This window comes from Streptomyces sp. NPDC090077, from assembly GCF_044747545.1.
Classification (GTDB): Bacteria; Actinomycetota; Actinomycetes; order Streptomycetales; family Streptomycetaceae; genus Streptomyces.
The window spans coordinates 669,804-686,359 of sequence record NZ_JBIVEG010000001.1; the positions used below are offsets into that span (position 1 = coordinate 669,804).

A 16,556-nucleotide genomic window follows, 5' to 3' on the forward strand; every position below is an offset into this window, starting at 1 on the left:
CTGTGTTCCGTGCCGGCTCAGTCGTCGCTGCGCACAGGGGCGAGCGTGTGCGCAGCGGGTGGGGTGGGGTGGGGATGGTCGAGGTCCAGCCAAGTCCACGCGGGGGCCGGCGTGCCGTCGGTCTCCAGTCCGTACGGTGCCGTGGAGCAGGGTTCGGCCCGAGGTGGTTCTGTCTCCGAGGCAGCCTTCTGGAACATCGATTGAGCCGCGGCTTCGAGGCGCGCGGCCGCCTCAGCCTCACCCAGCGTCCGCAGGCGCCTGAGGAGTCCGGTATGCATCACGGCTTCGTCGAGTCCGGGGTGGGATGCAGCCTGGTCGATCATGGCGCGGGCGCAGGTGTCCAGGCCCTGCTCACGGAGCAGCCGGAGAAGATCGGGGAACGTACTCGTATCCAGACGCATGGCTGCGACCGCACGCCCGGCGAGCCGCTCAAGTGCGTCGAGCTGGTGGTGATCCCGGAGCGACCGGGCCAGGAACCTCAGCCCGGCAATGTGGGAGAGGGGAACCTCCTCGACGGCCCTGTGCGCAAACCTTGCGGTGGCTGGCGGACCGTGGAGGAGGGCGAGCGTGTCGAAGAAGCTGGCGGTGAACTCCGCGTCATTGAGTTCGATCTCCGGGAGACTCCGCGCGACCAGACGGCAGGCCAAGTCGGCGCGGTCGAGGTCTGTGAGGGTCCACAGGAGCAGCGTCACTTTTTTGACCGGGCCGATGACGACCTCCGTCAGGGGATCACGGGCCAGGAGAGCGTCCACCCAGTCGCCGAGCCCGCAGTTGCCGAGCTCGCTCAGCAGCCAGGCGATCGCCTCCGGATCCTGCAGGGCGACCCGCGGAACGGCCCGCTCCGCGAGTCGGCGGGCCGCTGATCCCATCCCGAGGGCACCCATCTCGTACAGGACGGAGGCCACCCCTTCGGCGTCTTCAGGTTCCACGACATCGGCGATCCGATGGGCCAGCAGGGACGCGGGCTCCGCATGCCCCCCGTCCTGCAGCTCCTGAACGAGGTCGAGGGCAAGTCCGGAGTCGGACAGGTCGACCTGCTCCGCGGCCTCCCTGGACAGGACTTTCGCCGTCTCGAAAAGGTGCTTGCAGACGCGCAGCGCCTGGAGGAGCCCTGCCATCGCCATCGGGTCTCGAAGCGGTAGATCGAGGTGGAGGATGCGGTCTGCGAGACGTACCGCGTGGTCGGTGCAGTCGGCGTCGACCAACCGCACGAGAAACGTGAATGCGCCCCTCCGGGCGGGCAGTCGCACCCGTTCCACCGGATCGAGATCCATCAGGAGCTTCTCGTGGCCGAATTCGCGCAGCATGCCGAACAGCTCCTCGACGACATCGGCGTCGGTAAGGTCCGCACGGGAGACCACCCGCGCCGCGAACCGGGCCGCGACGTCCGGCCCCTCGCCGTCGAATTCGGCCAGCCGCAGCCGGGCGGTGAGGAGCGAGTCGAATCCGATGTGGTCCGCCATCCAGAGCGCCATGCTCTTCCTGCTGTCGTCGTCCCTGGGGACGAGCAGGAGCAGGTCGATCCAGTGGAGGTAGCCGGAGGCGGCCGTACGGCACCGCAGCAGCACGGCCTGCTTTCGGAAGTCCCGCCGCTGCGCCTCGTGCGACAGCTGTACGAGGGAGTGCAGATCGGTGGTGCACGCGGTCAACGCCTCCCACATTGCGGGAGTGGGGGTGGGCACCTCTCCCGAGGCGGCGAGGTTCTGGTGCAGGTAGTCGGCCGGTTCGTATGTCGTCCTGCCGCCCGACGTGTCACGCAGTGCGGTCAGCGCCGTGAGGGTGCACCTGATGTCGGTGCGACTGCCATCGGCTCTGACTCCGGTGGTGAGGGCGAGCAGGGCGTCGCCGGCCCAGTCGGGCTCTGCGGGTCTGTGGTGAGGGGGGAGGGCCGAGTCCGCGATCCGGGCCAGTAGTTCCTCGGACAGCGGCGCGAAATGTCCCAGGTGTCGCGCCGCGATTGCGGCAGCGACGAGTGCGTGCTCGGCATGAGTGAAGTGGGCTCCGGGCCCCCTGCGATATGCGTCGAGGAGTGCAGGGCCGCCGCTGAGGTGCTGGATCACCTGCCCGTCAGCTGCGCCAATCCGCACGGCCTGCCCCATACGAGGATCCCCGCTGGAGTCGGCCAACTCTTTCCACGCCGAATGTTCTGCCGTCGTCAGGTCGGCCGGGACCGAAACCCGGTGCGTGACGGGTGATTCGAGGAGGGCCCGGACGTGGCTGTGAGGGTCGGCGTCCACTGCCGGACGGGTCAGGTCCGCCCAGTACGGGAACGTCCAGAGGGTGCCCACGACGATGACGCCAGTCCGGGTCATGAGGAACTCGCGCAGAGCGGCTGCGGCCTCTTCGGACCGCTCGCCGTAGAGGAAGCGCTGGGCTTCGTTCAGCCAGAGCACTGCTCCTGGCGTGAGGCGGCCCGTGTTCAGCAGGTCGGCCAGTGCGGCAGCACTAGTGGGCCGCCACAAGGGCCGCGCCGGAACCAGCCGTAGGAGGGCCTCGTAGAGTGCGCGGGTCTTGCCGGTGGACGAGTCGCCGGTGAGCACGACGAACGCGGACACCGACCCGTCCAGGGCCGGTGTGAGCAGGCGGTCCAGCTCGTGATCGTGCGGGCGGACGAGGTAGGGGGTGAGGAAGGCGGCTTCGGCGGGACCGGACATGCCGGCCGGCGGTGCCATTCCCACCTTGAAACCAGCATCGAGCCTCAGCACGGGGGCTTGATGCACCTCCAGAAGAGCCGGCCCTGTTGTCCGGACCGTGCCTGGGACTGCGGACGCGTTCGTCGACGCGACCGGCTGAGGGGCGCCGGGTGGGTCCTGGGTCTTGAGCCACAGTTCACGAAGTCGTTGGAGCACCGTGTCGCTCGAGCCCAGGGCCCGGGCGATGGCCACCACCGTCGGCCAGGTGGGCGCGGGGTGGCGGGCGTTCAGTGCCTTGCTGACCGTGGTGGCGCCCACGGGAGTTCCTGCGGCCGCGCTGCGCGCCACGATGTCCTTACGGGTCAGTCCTCGGCGACCACCAGCGTCGGCCAACTGCTCGCGTAACGCTGCCAGGGCGGTTGCACGCTCCTCAGCATCGTGGCCAGCCGCCATGTGTCCTCCCCCGCGGTCCCAGTGACAGCGCCGACCCCGACTCGGGCTGTTCAGCGGTGTTCATTTTCGTCCGTTCGAACCCGGCTGTACGACCGATCGGAGAATCTCCGGCTGTTCGCGCATCGTTCCTGTGAGGAGTCCGAGATGCCGCTCAAGGCCGTCGTGGTCCTGACCGTGGTCGCTGTTGTATTGGTGCTGCTCGTCGCCGTGCTGAGCGCCGTGGCCGCCGTGCTGCTTGCCCGAGGATCGGGCGTGCCCCCCGCGGCCGCCCTCATGCGTGGAGGCGTGGCCTTCGGTACCACCCTTACCCTGCTCGTGCTCCTCGTCGCCACGGTGGCCGAGCTGCTTCCGTGAACGGGCAAGGGCCAGGAACTCGGGCCCTCGGACCCGGGGGTTTTTCGCCGCCTAGCGTGCCGTGGCCGACACAACCCGTGCGACCGACGTCAAGGGGAGAGCCGGGTGGCAGGGGCGCCCGTTCCGTGGCATGGGAGCAGAAAGTGCGAGCAGGCCTGGTTTTGTGGGTGTCCCTGCTGGGGGCGGGCGATCAGGCCGGGGCGGCCGCGGCTTTACATCGTTGCTTACCGCATCCCGCATGACGATCCTGGGTTTGCGGCCGTTCTTGAACCGGCCGGTGGGCCCCTTCTTGAACTGGGCTTCGTACTCGGCCTCTCCCAGCTGCTCCAGGGCATCCCGAGCTGGCCCCAGCAGGCTCTCCACACACTCGCAGCGCGCGGCCCCACCCGCCTCCGGCAGACGCCACATTCGGCAGCTGCAACCGTTCGGTACAGGATGTTGTACCGAACGGGCACGGGGTGCTCTGGGCTCCCCGAAGGGTGCCATGCACAGCCGCACCATGTGACCAACTGTCACCAAAGTCAGCATTGGGTCAGCATTGCTCCTGGCAAAGCTGACCGCAGCTGGTAGCACAGGGGAAACGTCGACCGTCTGAGACGGGCCTCCGGGAGCGCCCCGCCACTCCCTCCGGAGGAGCGATCTCCGCAGGAGTGGCGGCCTCTCTTCGGCCGGTGTCGATCGATTTGGATGCTTCAGAAGAGCGCAGGTCAGCGCACCCGTCCACGCGCCTTCAGGTGAGTCGGAGGCAGTTCCGGGGCCGGGATCGGCGGGCCGTCGTAGCCCTTGACCTCGCCGAAGCGCGAGCCTTTCGTCCAGTCTTCGCGGGCCTGTGCGATGTCCTCGTGGGAGCGGCCGATCCAGTTCCAGAACATCACGATCTCCTCCTCGAACGGCTCCCCGCCCAGCAGCATCAGGCCCGCGTCCGAGGCCGCGCGGAGCGGGAGTTCGGTGCGGCCGCAGCCGAGGTAGAGCATCGAGCCGGGCAGGACCGGGACGCCGTCGACGTGGGCCTCGCCGGACATGGAGAGGACCGCGTACTCGAAGTCCGGGTCCAGGGGGAGGCGGGTCTCGGTGCCGGCGGCCAGGGCGAGGTCGGCGCCGACGATCGGGGTGTACGCGGTGCCCGGGGAGGTCGCCGTGTCCAGGGTGCCCAGGATGACCGTCGCGTCCAGGCCCGGGGCCGTGACCCGGGGGAGGTCCGCGTGGTGCTGGAAGTGCGGGGCGACGTCGCGGTGGGCGTCGGGGAGGGCCACCCACAGCTGGGCGCCGTGCAGGAAGCGGGCGTGCGGGCGGGGGCTCTCCTCGGAGTGGCTGATGCCCCGGCCGGAGGTCATCAGGCCCAGCTCGCGCGGGCGGACGGTGGCGAGGCTGCCCGTGCTGTCGCGGTGCAGCACCTCGCCGTCGTGCAGCCAGCTCACGGTCTGCAGCCCGGCGTGGGGGTGGGGCGGGACCTGCATGCCGGGTTCGTCGGCGATGTCGTCGGGGCCGTAGTGGTCGACGAAGCACCAGGCGCCCACCATGCGGCGGCCCAGGTTCGGCAGGAGTCGGCGGACCTCGGTGGACTCCCCCAGCCTGACCTTGCGGGGGCTGAGGAGCTCGCGCACCGGCTCGGCCACGACGAAGCCGCGGCCGCCGCAGGCGGAGAGAGCGGGCTGGCGATCGAGATTGCTCATGCCGCACAACTTAGTGGCGCGGGGGCGGGCAGACACCGCTCCTTTGCGTGGAATGTCAGGACGCGGGGTGCGACCGGGCACGGGTCCGGGGCCGTCTCGGCTAGCCTGGGTGCCAATATGAACCGCCTGACCACGCCTTTCGGCTCCTACGAACTCACCCGTTTCCCCGCCGACCCCCGCGACCAGCTCCGCGCCTGGGACGCCGCCGACGAGTACCTGCTGCGCCACCTGGACGCGGGTACCGGCGAGCGCGGCCCGGTGGACCTGGCCGGCGCCGGGCAGATCACGGTCGTCGGCGACCGCTGGGGGGCGCTGACCACGGCCCTGGCGGCGTACCGGCCCGCGCAGATCACCGACTCCTCGCTGGCCCGCGCCTCGACCGAGGCGAACCTGGACCGGGCCGGGATCGGCACCGCCAAGTCCACGGTGACCCTGCTGTCCACGCAGGACGCGCCGCCCGCGCGGATCGACGTGCTCCTCGTCCGGGTCCCCAAGAGCCTGGCGCTGCTGGAGGACCAGCTGCGCCGGCTGGCCCCGCACGTGCACGGGGGCACCGTGGTCGTGGGCACCGGCATGGTCAAGGAGATCCACACCTCCACGCTGGACCTCTTCGAGAAGATCCTCGGGCCGACGCGCACCTCGCTGGCCGAGAAGAAGGCCCGGCTGATCTTCTGCACCCCCGACCCCGCGCTCCTGGCCGCCGCCGGCGCCTCGCCGTGGCCGGTGACGTACACGGTCGACGAGGACGGGGGTTCGGGCGCCGGGCTGACCACGGTCAACCACGCCGGGATCTTCTGCGCGGACCGCCTGGACGTCGGCACGCGCTTCTTCCTCCAGAGCATCCCGACCAACACCGACGGCGCCCGGGTCGTGGACCTGGGCTGCGGCAACGGCGTCGTCGGCACGGCCGTGCAGGTGGCCGACCCGGACGCCGAGGTGGTCTTCACCGACGAGTCGTACCAGGCGGTCGCCTCGGCCCGGGCCACGTACGAGGCCAACGTCCGGCCGGGCCGGCGGACGGCGGAGTTCCTCGTCGGCGACGGGGTGGCCATGCTGCCGCCCTCCTCGGTGGACCTGATCCTCAACAACCCGCCCTTCCACTCCCACCAGGCGACGACGGACGCGACGGCGCTGCGCATGTTCGCGCAGTCGCGCAAGGCGCTGCGCACGGGCGGGGAGCTGTGGGTGGTCGCCAACCGGCACATGGGCTACCACACGCACCTGAAGCGCCTCTTCGGCAACTGCGAAGTCGCCGCGAGCGAGCCGAGGTTCGTGGTGCTGCGGGCGGTCAAGCGCGAGTCCCGGCCCCGCCCCATGTGACCTGCCGGTACACCCGCCGGTAGGTCCTACACTCGGCCGCGTGGGGAGCACCGGAGCGCAGACGGACGACAGAGCGGACGACAGGGCGGGGGACGGCGCGGCAGACGCCGCCGGGGAGCGGCGCTACCGCCGGGAGGACGTGGCCCGCGCGGCCGGGGTCAAGGTGCGCAACCTGCGCTACTACCAGGAGCGCGGGCTGCTCCCCCCGCCGCGCCGCGAGGGCCGGATCGCCTGGTACTCCGACGACCACCTGACCCGGCTGCGGCTGATCAGCGACCTGCTCGGCCGCGGGTACACGGTCAACGGCATCCGTGAGCTGCTGGCCGCCTGGGAGCAGGGCGGCGGTCTGCCGCAACTGCTGGGCCTGGAGCGGGAGATGACCCGGGACTGGGTGCAGGAGGAGCCGGTGACGATGACCCGGGCCGAGCTGCGCGAGCTGTTCGGCCCGGGGGCGACGGCCGAGCACACCCGGAGGGCGGCCGAGCTGGGCTACGTCCGCATCGACGGGGAGCGGGTCACGTACCCGAGCCGGCGGCTGCTGGAGGCGACCGTGGCGCTGGTGCGGCAGGGGGTGCCGCTGGGGGAGATCCTGGACGCGGGGGACTTCGTACAGGTCCAGGCGGCCGCGTTGGCGGACCGGTTCGTCGGACTGTTCCGGCGGCATGTGATCGGCGCGGAGGGACTGGGGCGACTTTCGGCCAGTCAGCTGGATCATGTCCGGGAGGCCGTGGCGGCGCTGCGCCCGGTGGCCGGCGAGGTGGTGGCCACGGAGTTCGCGCGGGCGATGGGGCGCCGGGTGGAGGCGGAGGTCGCCGAACTGCTGCGTACGGAGCAGTAGGAGTCGGCTCAAAGGGTGCTCTCGCACAACCTTGCCAACCACCATTGGCACTCTTACATTCAACTCGTCGGTAACAAAGGTGCACAGCCGAGATAAAGGACCATCTCATGGCAGATTCACCGAACTTATCCGAAGCCGGGCCGGACCCCGCCGGTGCGGAGCCGCCGGGCGAAGGACTCGTGAGAGACGGCGGCCGGGTGCGCTGGCGCAGGTTCGTGCTCCTGACCGCCCCCGCCGTCGCGGTCACCGCCGGTCTGGGCATCGCCCTCTCGCAGGGCGCGCTCGCCGCCTCCTTCGCGGTGTCGGGCCAGCAGTTCAAGGTGTCGGCGAAGAGCCTGGAGGGCGAGGGCTTCGCCCAGTACGGCAGCGTCGACGTCAACGCCCGCCAGGAGCTGATCCCGGTGGCGGTCACCGCCATCAAGGAGGCCAAGCTCCACGAGCTCTGCCAGTCGGTGGTCACCACCCTCCCGGTCATCGGGGACATCTCGCTCAACCTGACGGCGGGCAAGAAGACCCCCGTCGAGGCCTCCAACCTGTTCGTGGACGCCACCCAGCTCGCCGGCGACGCGGAGTTCACGAACATCGAGATCGGGCGCGACGCCTCCACCCTCGACAAGGGACCGTCCGAGGCCCAGGGCATGCAGGACCTGTTCGCCCAGCAGGCCGACAAGGTCAGCATCAGCAGCCTCCAGCAGACCGCCTGGGCGACCAACGCCGGCACCTTCAAGCTCTCCGGGCTGAGCATGAACATCAGCAAGGGCAAGAAGGAATGCTTCTGAGCCGATGGCGGCGGTGGCGGCGCGGCAGGCCCTTCTGGGGCGGGCTCTTCGCCGCACTGGCCGGGATCTGGATCGCCGTGCTGCCGCTCGCCCCGCTGAAGATCATGCTCCAGCAGGGGGTGGCCGGCGTCCCGTCCGTCCTGATGGGCGTCGTCATGATCGTCCTCGGTCTCACCGGCTGGTTCTCCCCCGCACAGCGCACCCTCGCCGGGGTCCTCACCACCCTCGTCGCCACGGCGGCGCTGGTCATGTCGAACCTCGGCGGGTTCCTGATCGGCACCCTGCTCGGCATCCTCGGCGGCGGGCTGATGTTCGCCTGGCAGCCGTACGCCGCCCCGCGCGCCGGGGGCTCCGCCGCCCCCGCCCGGCCCTCCCCCGCCGGGAACACCCCCACTCCGCACCCCGATCCCCAAGGAGCACAGCCATGAGCCGCACGCGCACGTCGCTCGCCCTCGGCCTGGCCGCCGCGGCCGCACTGACGGCGGCCTCCGCCACCGCCACCGCCGCGCCGTTACCGGCGGCCGGGTCGACCACCGTCACCCCGGCCGGGCACGCCTTCAAGGCCGCCCTCAGCGGGAAGGCCACCCTCAAGGCCGGTTCGGTCACGGTGACCTGCACGGTCTCCGTCTCCACCGGCACGGTGCCGGCCGCCCCCGGCAACCAGAACCCGGCGGGCCCGGTCTCCTCACCCATCTCCCCGCCGACCTACAGCTCCTGTACGACCAGCATGCCGGGCGTGAGCGCGACGGTGACCACCAGCGGGTCCTGGGCGGTGTCCATGCAGAACGGCACCCCGATCACGGCGACCATGACGGTTCCGTCCGGCGGGCTCGTCGTACAGACCTCGGGCCTGGCCAGCTGCACCGTCACCGCCGCTCCCGGCGGGGCCGCCAGCGCCCCGGGCACCTGGACGAACGGCGCCCCGTCGAGCCTGACCTTCACCAACGCGACCGTCCCCGTGACCGTCACCGGCGGCTTCGGCTGCCCGACGAGCGCGACCACGTCCACCTTCAACGCCGTCTACAAGGTCACCGACACCACCGACCCGTCGCAGCAGATCACCGTCACCCCCTGACGGCTCCCGCTCCGCGCCCCCCGCTCCCCGGGCCGTCCCCGGGGAGCGGGGAAAACGCGTTGCACGGCCCGGCTGACGCGGGCGAAGCTCTGGGCATGTCACAGATCACCGATCACCACAGCACCGGCCAACACACCACCGACCAGCGGGAATCCGCGGAGCAGCGGCAGCCGCGCGGGGTCGCCGACCTCTTCTCCGGCGGGCGCCTCGTCGCCATCCCGCGCAAGGCGGCCCGGCGCGAACAGCTGCTGGAGCACCTGAGCGAAACCCTGTTCGCCCCCGACCGCGCGTACTCGGAGCCGGAGGTGAACGACGCGCTGCGGACCGTGCACGAGGACTGCTCCGCCCTGCGCCGCTATCTGATCACCTCGGGCCGGCTCACCCGGACCCGCGACGGCAGCAGCTACCGCCGGGCGACGACCACCCGGTAATGGGTCGTCAGCCGCCCGTCCCCACCCAGCACGTGGAAGGCGACGGCCGGCGGCTCGTCCAGGTGGACGTGGTGGTCGGGACCCGTCCGCTCCTCCCACGGGAGCCGCAGGGTGGACACCACCCCGGGCGCCACGAGCAGCGGGCGGCCCGCGAAGGTGGTCGCCGCCGCGGTGTGGGCGTGGCCGCACAGGAAGGCGAGCAGGTGGGGATGGCGCCCGGCCAGCGCCTCCAGGCGCTCCTCGCCGAACTGCCTGATCCCGTCCACGTACGGGGTGTGCAGCTCGACCGGCGGGTGGTGGAAGGCCACCAGGACCGGCACCTCCTGCGGGGTCCCGGTCAGGATGCCGTCGAGCCACTCCAGGGTGGAGTCCTCCAGGTACCCGTGGTGCTCCCCCGGGACCGAGGAATCGCACACCGCCAGCACGAACCCCTCGCCGCGCAGCACCTGGTCGACCGGGGCCGCGGACGGCTCCTCCTCGCCCAGCAGCCCCCGCCGGAAGGCGCGCCGCTCGTCGTGGTTGCCGGGACAGATCACCAGCGGGTGCCGCGAGGTGAGCACCTTGCGGGCCTCCTCGTACTCGCCGGGGGTCCCGTTGTCGGTGATGTCACCGCTGACCAGGACCGCGGCGAGGTCGTACGGGAGCCCGTCCAGGTACTCCAGCACGGCGCGGGTGCGCTCGGCGGCCCGGGGCCCGCCGTCGAGGTGGACGTCACTGAGCTGGGCTATCACGATCACGGGCGGTGGCTCCTTCGTCGCCGGTCCGGAGCCCGGCGCGACGGGTGACGCTCGGTCGCCGTGCCGCCGGGCGGGATGCGCCCAACCTATCCGACGTGATCATCCGCGGGTGGGGCCCGCAAGCCCCTGCACGCCGCTGCACGCCCCCGTCGGCCCGGCCGGCCCCGGTCCGCCTCCTGTCCGCCTCCGGTTGCGCGGGGCCCGGGGATGGGGTTCGTTCGAAGGGGGCGCCCGGAGCGGGGTGAGCCGCTGTGATCTTCACCGACCGTACGGATGCGGGACGGCGTCTCGCGGACGCGCTGCGTCACCTGCGGGACCAGGACCCCGTCGTGCTGGGGCTGCCGCGCGGCGGGGTGCCCGTGGCCTTCGAGGTGGCCCGGGCGCTGGGCGCCGCCCTCGACGTGATCGTGGTCCGCAAGCTCGGCGTGCCGCGCCACCGCGAGCTGGCCTTCGGGGCCATCGGCGAAGGCGGGGTGCGGGTCGTCAACGAGGACGTCGTCCGCATCGGCCGGGTCTCGGAGCGGGAGCTGGCCGAGGTCGAGCGCGAGGAGCAGGCGGAGCTGGAGCGGCGGGCGCACCGGTTCCGCGAGGGGCGGGCGCGCGTGCCGCTCGGCGGCCGGACGGTGGTGCTGGTCGACGACGGGATCGCCACGGGCGCGACGGCCGCGGCCGCCTGCGCGATCGCGCGCGCGGCGGGCGCGGCCCGGGTGGTGCTCGCCGTACCGGTGGCGCCGCCGGAGGCCGTCGCCCGGCTGAGCGGGCCGGCGGACGAGGTGGTGTGCCTGTCGTCGCCGCCCGCGTTCCGGGCGGTGGGCGAGTGGTACCGGGACTTCTCGCAGACCCCGGACGAGGAGGTCGTCGCCCTGCTCGCCGGGGCGGCGGCCGGACGCGGGCCGGGGCCGGGGCCCGGCGGAGGTCAGCCCCGGTAGGCCTCCAGGAGCCGCAGCCAGACCTCGCTGATGGTGGGGAAGGCGGGGACCGCGTGCCACAGCCGGTCGACCGGCACCTCCCCCGCCACGGCGACGGTGGCCGCGTGCAGCAGCTCGGCGGCGCCCGGCCCCACGAAGGTGACGCCCAGCAGCACCTGCCGGTCGAGGTCCACGACCATCCGGGCCCGGCCCCGGTAGCCGTCGGCGTACAGGCCCGCGCCGGAGACCTTGCCGAGGTCGTGGTCGACGGCGCGGACCCGGTGGCCGGCGCGCTCCGCCTCCGCGAGGGTGAGGCCGACCGCGGCCGCCTCCGGGTCGGTGAAGACGGCCTGCGGGAGCGCCCGGGTGTCGGCGGTCGCCGCGTGCGCGCCCCAGCGGCCGGTGTCCGGGGCCGGGGCGCCCGGTCCGGCGGCCCGGGCGGCGATGGCGGCGCCCGCGATCCGGGCCTGGTACTTGCCCTGATGGGTCAGGAGCGCCCGGTGGTTGACGTCCCCGACCGCGTACAGCCAGTCGTGGCCCTCGACCCGGCAGCTCTCGTCGACCCCGATCCAGCCGCCGGGCTCCAGCCCGACCGTGTCCAGCCCGATGTCCTCGGTACGGGGCGCGCGGCCGGTCGCCATCAGCAGCTCGTCGCCCTCCAGCAGCTCGCCGCCCTCCAGGACCACGGTGACCGGGCCGGTCGGGCCGTCGCGTACGACCGCCTCCACCGCCACCCCGGTGCGGACCACCGCGCCGGCCCCGGTCAGGGCTTCGGCGACCAGCTCCCCGGCGAAGGGCTCCATCCGGGGCAGCAGCCCGGAACCGCGCACCAGGACGGTGACCTGCGAGCCGAGGGCCTGCCAGGCGGTGGCCATCTCGGCGGCCACCACCGACCCGCCGACGATCAGCAGCCGGCCCGGCACTTCCCGGGCGGAGGTGGCCTCGCGGCTGGTCCAGGCCCCGGCCCCGGCGAGGCCTGGCACGTCCGGGAGGAGGGCCCGGCTGCCGGTGGCGACGACGACGGCGTGCCGGGCCGAGAGCACGTGGTGCACGCCCTCGGGGCTGGTCACGGCCACCTTGCGGATGCCGTAGAGGCGTCCGTGGCCCCGGTAGAGGTGGGCTCCGATGGAGTCGAGCCAGTCCAGCTGGCCGTCGTCCTTCCAGTGGCCCGTCCAGTAGTCGCGGTGCGCGAAGACGGCCTCGGCGTCGAGCGGCCCCCGGACGGCGTGCGCGAGACCCGGCACCCGGCGGGCGTCGGCGCGGGCGAGGGCCGGGCGCAGCAGGGCCTTGCTGGGAATGCAGGCCCAGTACGAGCACTCCCCGCCGACGAGCTCGCTCTCCACCAGGGCCGTGCTCAGCCCGGCGGCGCGGGTCCGGTCGACGATGTTCTCGCCGGCCGGTCCCCCGCCGAGCACCACGACGTCGTACTCCACGGCTTCGGTCATGCGGTCCAGTGTCACCGCAGTCCCCGGGCCGTGTCCGGCAATCTCAGGCCTCCGGCGTGCCGGGGGCGGCCTCCCCCGCCTGGGAGGCGGCGATCTTCGCCCGGACCTCGTCCATGTCGAGGGCGCGGGCCTGCCCGATGAGATCGGTGAGGGCGGCCTCCGGCAGCGCCCCGGGCTGCGCGAAAATGGCCACCTGGTCGCGGACGATCATCAGGGTCGGGATCGAGGTGATCTGGAAGGCGGCGGCCAGCTCCTGCTGGGCCTCGGTGTCCACCTTGGCGAAGACCAGGTCGGGGTTGGCCTCGGCGGCCTTCTCGTAGACCGGCGCGAACTGGAGGCAGGGGCGGCACCAGCCGGCCCAGAAGTCGATCAGCACGAACGGGTTCTCGCTGACCGTCTCGTCGAAGTTCTCCTTGGTGAGCTCGACAGTAGCCACGGTTTCCAGACCTCCTGCAGTACGGGTGTCCTGGGGGAACGAACGGCCGCCCCGCCGCATTCCGCGCCCGAGGGGGAAGCGCTAGAACGGGTGGCCGGGGGCCGTGGTGCGGGCCGTGGTCCAGCGCAGTTCGGTGAAGGCGTCGAGGTTGGCCTCCCCGCCGAACCGGGCGCCCGTGCCGGAGGCGCCGAGTCCGCCGAAGGGGGCCACCGCCTCGTCGTTCACGGTCTGGTCGTTGACGTGCGCGATCCCGGTCGGGATGCGCCGCGCCAGCTCCAGGCCGTGTCCCGCGTCGGCGGTGACGATGCCCAGGGAGAGTCCGTACGGGCCGGCCGAGGCCAGCTCCACCGCCTCGTCCTCGGTCGCGAAGGAGCGTACGGGCGCCACCGGGCCGAAGACCTCCTCGGCGTAGGCGGGGGTGTCGTCGGCCACGCCCGCCAGCACGGTCGGCCGGTAGAACAGGTCCTCGTGGGTGCCGCCCGCGACGAGCTTGGCGCCCTGCTCGACGCTGGCCCCGACCAGGCCGTGGACGCGTTCCAGCTGGGTCCGGTCGAGCAGCGGGCCCAGGTGGACGCGCTCGCGGAAGGGGTCGCCGACGGCGAGGGCCTCGGCGCGGGCGGCGAGCCGCTCCACGTACTCGTCGTAGAGCGAGGTGTGCACGAGGTGGCGCCCGGCGGTCATGCAGATCTGGCCCTGGTGGAAGAAGGAGCCCCAGGAGGCCTGCGCGACGGCGGCCTCGACATCGGCGTCGGCGAGCACGACGAGGGCCGAGTTGCCGCCCAGTTCCAGGTGTGCGCGCTTGAGGTGACGGCCCGCCAGCTCGCCCACGGTGCGTCCGGCGGCGGTGGACCCGGTGAAGGAGACCACGCGCACCAGCGGGTCCTTGACCACCGCGGCGCCCGTGTCGGCCCCGCCGGGCAGTACGTGGAGCAGCCCGGCCGGCAGTCCGGCCGCCGCGAACACGGCGGCCAGGAAGAGGCCGCCGCTGACGGCGGTGCGGCGGTCCGGCTTGAGCAGGACGGCGTTGCCGAGGGCCAGCGCGGGGGCGACGGAGCGGATGGAGAGGATCAGCGGGGCGTTGAACGGCGCGATCACCCCGACCACCCCGGCCGGGACGCGGCGGGTGAAGGAGAGCCGGGGCGCCTCGCTCTGCAGCACCTGCCCGGCCGGCCGGGAGGCCAGCCCGGCGGCCTCGTAGCACTCCTGGGCGGCGACGTGCAGTTCGAAGTCGGCCTTCCCGGGTATGGAGCCCGATTCCCGGACCAGCCACTCGCGCAGCTCGTCCGCGTGGGCCGCGAACAGGTCCCCGGCGCGGCGCAGTACGGCCGCCCGCTCGAGGTGCGTGGCGCGCGCCCAGTCGAGCTGCGCGGCCCGGGCCCGGACGGCCGCCTCCGCGACGTCGGCGGGGGCGGCCAGGTCCACGGTGGCGAGGGTACGGCCCGTCGCGGGTTCGACGACCGGGGCGGTACCGCCGGTGAGCGTGGGTCCGTCCTGCCAGAGTGTCGGATCGAGCAGCGGCATGGCGCGGGGCCTCCGGGTGGGGGTGGGCGGGCGGGGCGGGGGGCGGCAGCAGGCGCCATCGTGCCAGACCGGGGGCTTCATCTCTGTTCAGTTATTGGGCAGTTGACGGAACCCCGTGACCGGAAACGATCGACGGGGTTCTGTGGGGGGGTGGGGCCGGGCGGGCTGGTTCCTCCCGCCCCCGCTCCCGTTCCCGCTACCGCTCCAGCACCAGGGCGATGCCCTGGCCGACGCCGATGCACAGCGCCGCCATGCCGGTGCCGGAGCCGGCCGCCGCCAGCTGGTGCGCCACCGAGCCGGCCAGCCGGGCGCCCGAGGCGCCGAGCGGGTGCCCGATGGCAATGGCGCCGCCGCGCGGGTTGACCACGGCGGGGTCCAGCTCCGGCCAGGCCGCCAGACAGCCCAGCGCCTGCGCGGCGAAGGCCTCGTTGAGCTCGAAGGCCGTCAGGCCGGAGAGGGAGCGGCCCGCCTTGCCGAGGGCCCGCTCCACGGCGTCGACCGGTCCGAGGCCGAACAGCTGCGGCTCGATGCCGGTGACGGCGGAGGCGCTGATCCGGGCCAGCGGCTCGCGGCCCGTCGCGGCCAGCCCCTCCTCGTCGGTGAGCAGCAGGGCGGCGGCGCCGTCGTTGAGGGGGGAGGCGTTGGCCGCCGTCACCGTACCCGAACCGTCCGTCCGGAAGGCCGGCTTGAGGCGGGCCAGCGCCTCGGGGGTGGAGCCCTCGCGGATGCACTCGTCGCGCGGGAGGTCGGCGCCGGGGTACGGCACGACCTCGCCGTCGTACAGCCCGTCCGCCCAGGCGGCGGCGGCCTTGCGGTGGCTCTCCAGGGCGAAGGCGTCCTGCGCCTCGCGGGTGATGCCGTGCTTCTCCGCGACGAGCTCGGCGCCCTCGCCGAGGGAGGCCGTCCACTCGGCGGGCATCCGGGGGTTGGTCATCCGCCAGCCGAGGGTGGTGGACCACATCTGCTGGTGCCCGGCGGGGAAGGCGCGCTCGGGCTTCTGCACCACCCAGGGGGCGCGGGACATCGACTCGACGCCGCCGGCGATGGCGACGGAGGCGTCGCCGAGCGCGATGGCGCGGGCCGCCTGGATCACGGCCTCCAGGCCGGAGCCGCAGAGCCGGTTGACGGTCACGCCGGGGACGGTCACCGGGAGCCCGGCGAGCAGCACCGCCATGCGGGCGACGTCGCGGTTGTCCTCGCCGGCGCCGTTGGCGTCGCCGAAGACGACGTCGTCGATGCGGGCGGGGTCGAGGTCGGGCGTACGGTCCACGAGCGCGCGCACGACGTGCGCGGCGAGGTCGTCGGGGCGGACCCCGGCGAGGGCTCCGCCGAACTTGCCGATCGGGGTGCGGACGGCGTCGACGACGTAGACGTCGCGGACGGTGCGGATGCTCATGGGGGCTCTCCTGGGCGGCTCCGTACGGTCGGCGGCGGACCGGGTGCCGGCGTGGGCACCGGGACCCACCCCCGGGCACGCCCGGTGGGGCGCGCCCGCAGTCTCCGCCGCGGCGTCGGGGTGTGTCAACGGTTCCCTTGCCCTTGCCCTGGCCGGGCGGGGTTCCGGTAGCCGCGGGCCTGCCCGGCGGGACTCCGGTAGGCCGCGGCGGCCCTGCCAGGCTAGGTTCCGGCGGGCCGGGAGCCGGGGCGGGAGCCGGGGCGGGACGCTGCCCTGCGGGCGGGGTCGCAGGGGGCGTGCTGCGGGGGCCGGGGGTGGGGACGGGGTGGGGTGTCGTCCGGGACGGGCTTCGATGTTCGGCGCCCGGTCCGGATCCGGATGTACGCGGTACCGCGCGCCGAAATCATCTCGTTTTAGTCCCGGACGACACCCCACCCCGTCCCCACCCCCGGCCCGGCATCTCCGGCCCCGGCCGGGCAGCCCTGGCCCCGTCGGCCATCACCGGCCCCGGCCGGGTAGCCCTGGCCCCCCACTCCAGCCTCGCCGGCGTTTGAGGC

At 73.2% G+C, this 16,556-nt stretch carries 14 protein-coding genes and 1 pseudogene; 8 read left to right on the forward strand and 7 right to left on the reverse strand.

Annotation, left to right across the window (positions count from 1 at the left end; genetic code table 11):
• Nucleotides 1-17: 17 nt before the first annotated feature.
• Complete coding sequence (locus ACIPW5_RS02920) at nucleotides 18-2,951, reverse strand: hypothetical protein (protein ID WP_401239457.1); 2,934 nt, start codon at nucleotides 2,949-2,951, stop codon at nucleotides 18-20.
• 279 nt (nucleotides 2,952-3,230) lie between these two features.
• Here ACIPW5_RS02920 and ACIPW5_RS02925 point away from each other — a divergent pair, with 279 nt between their 5' ends.
• Nucleotides 3,231-3,440, forward strand: coding sequence for a hypothetical protein (locus ACIPW5_RS02925; RefSeq protein ID WP_401239459.1), 210 nt, complete (start codon nucleotides 3,231-3,233; stop codon nucleotides 3,438-3,440).
• Nucleotides 3,441-4,147: 707 nt separating this feature from the next.
• Here the strand turns inward: ACIPW5_RS02925 and ACIPW5_RS02930 are convergent.
• Entirely contained in the window at nucleotides 4,148-5,113 is a 966-nt protein-coding gene (locus ACIPW5_RS02930) for a pirin family protein (protein ID WP_401239460.1), read from the reverse strand.
• Nucleotides 5,114-5,239: 126 nt separating this feature from the next.
• On the opposite strand from ACIPW5_RS02930, the gene ACIPW5_RS02935 reads away from it, so the two are divergent.
• The 6 genes from ACIPW5_RS02935 to ACIPW5_RS02960 all read left to right on the forward strand — a co-directional run bounded on the left by ACIPW5_RS02935 (nucleotide 5,240) and on the right by ACIPW5_RS02960 (nucleotide 9,556).
• Complete coding sequence (locus tag ACIPW5_RS02935; protein ID WP_401240076.1) at nucleotides 5,240-6,433, forward strand: methyltransferase; 1,194 nt, start codon at nucleotides 5,240-5,242, stop codon at nucleotides 6,431-6,433.
• A gap of 40 nt (nucleotides 6,434-6,473) precedes the next feature.
• The gene (locus ACIPW5_RS02940; RefSeq protein ID WP_401239462.1) at nucleotides 6,474-7,271 is read left to right on the forward strand and encodes a MerR family transcriptional regulator; all 798 of its coding nucleotides are present in this window, start codon (nucleotides 6,474-6,476) and stop codon (nucleotides 7,269-7,271) included.
• A 221-nt stretch (nucleotides 7,272-7,492) separates the two neighbouring features.
• Entirely contained in the window at nucleotides 7,493-8,050 is a 558-nt protein-coding gene (locus ACIPW5_RS02945; protein ID WP_401240078.1) for a DUF6230 family protein, read from the forward strand.
• Nucleotides 8,041-8,478, forward strand: a complete 438-nt coding sequence (locus tag ACIPW5_RS02950; RefSeq protein ID WP_401239464.1) for a DUF6114 domain-containing protein — start codon at nucleotides 8,041-8,043, stop codon at nucleotides 8,476-8,478. The genes ACIPW5_RS02945 and ACIPW5_RS02950 overlap by 10 nt, the downstream gene beginning before the upstream one ends.
• Entirely contained in the window at nucleotides 8,475-9,125 is a 651-nt protein-coding gene (locus tag ACIPW5_RS02955) for a hypothetical protein (protein WP_401239465.1), read from the forward strand. Before ACIPW5_RS02950 ends, ACIPW5_RS02955 begins: the two co-directional genes overlap by 4 nt.
• Nucleotides 9,126-9,220: 95 nt before the next feature.
• On the forward strand, nucleotides 9,221-9,556 hold the full coding sequence (locus tag ACIPW5_RS02960) for a DUF2087 domain-containing protein (RefSeq protein WP_401239466.1): 336 nt from the start codon (nucleotides 9,221-9,223) through the stop codon (nucleotides 9,554-9,556).
• Here the strand turns inward: ACIPW5_RS02960 and ACIPW5_RS02965 are convergent.
• Nucleotides 9,529-10,293 carry a metallophosphoesterase gene (locus ACIPW5_RS02965; protein WP_401239468.1) on the reverse strand — a complete coding sequence of 255 codons (765 nt, stop codon included), beginning with the start codon at nucleotides 10,291-10,293 and terminating at the stop codon, nucleotides 9,529-9,531. The two genes, ACIPW5_RS02960 and ACIPW5_RS02965, sit on opposite strands and share 28 nt — an antisense overlap.
• Before the next feature lie 251 nt (nucleotides 10,294-10,544).
• Between ACIPW5_RS02965 and ACIPW5_RS02970 the strand changes: the two are divergent.
• Nucleotides 10,545-11,189 (forward strand): annotated as a pseudogene (locus ACIPW5_RS02970) (phosphoribosyltransferase); the annotation flags it as partial.
• A 20-nt stretch (nucleotides 11,190-11,209) separates the two neighbouring features.
• Here ACIPW5_RS02970 and ACIPW5_RS02975 read toward each other — a convergent pair.
• From ACIPW5_RS02975 to ACIPW5_RS02990, 4 genes are all read right to left on the reverse strand, one after another.
• Complete coding sequence (locus tag ACIPW5_RS02975) at nucleotides 11,210-12,646, reverse strand: dihydrolipoyl dehydrogenase family protein (RefSeq protein ID WP_401239470.1); 1,437 nt, start codon at nucleotides 12,644-12,646, stop codon at nucleotides 11,210-11,212.
• Between the two features lie 43 nt (nucleotides 12,647-12,689).
• Nucleotides 12,690-13,082, reverse strand: a complete 393-nt coding sequence (locus ACIPW5_RS02980) for a thioredoxin family protein (protein ID WP_401239473.1) — start codon at nucleotides 13,080-13,082, stop codon at nucleotides 12,690-12,692.
• A gap of 81 nt (nucleotides 13,083-13,163) precedes the next feature.
• On the reverse strand, nucleotides 13,164-14,603 hold the full coding sequence (locus ACIPW5_RS02985; RefSeq protein ID WP_401239475.1) for an aldehyde dehydrogenase family protein: 1,440 nt from the start codon (nucleotides 14,601-14,603) through the stop codon (nucleotides 13,164-13,166).
• A 196-nt stretch (nucleotides 14,604-14,799) separates the two neighbouring features.
• Nucleotides 14,800-15,999 carry a thiolase family protein gene (locus ACIPW5_RS02990; protein WP_401239478.1) on the reverse strand — a complete coding sequence of 400 codons (1,200 nt, stop codon included), beginning with the start codon at nucleotides 15,997-15,999 and terminating at the stop codon, nucleotides 14,800-14,802.
• Between the last annotated feature and the right edge of the window lie 557 nt (nucleotides 16,000-16,556).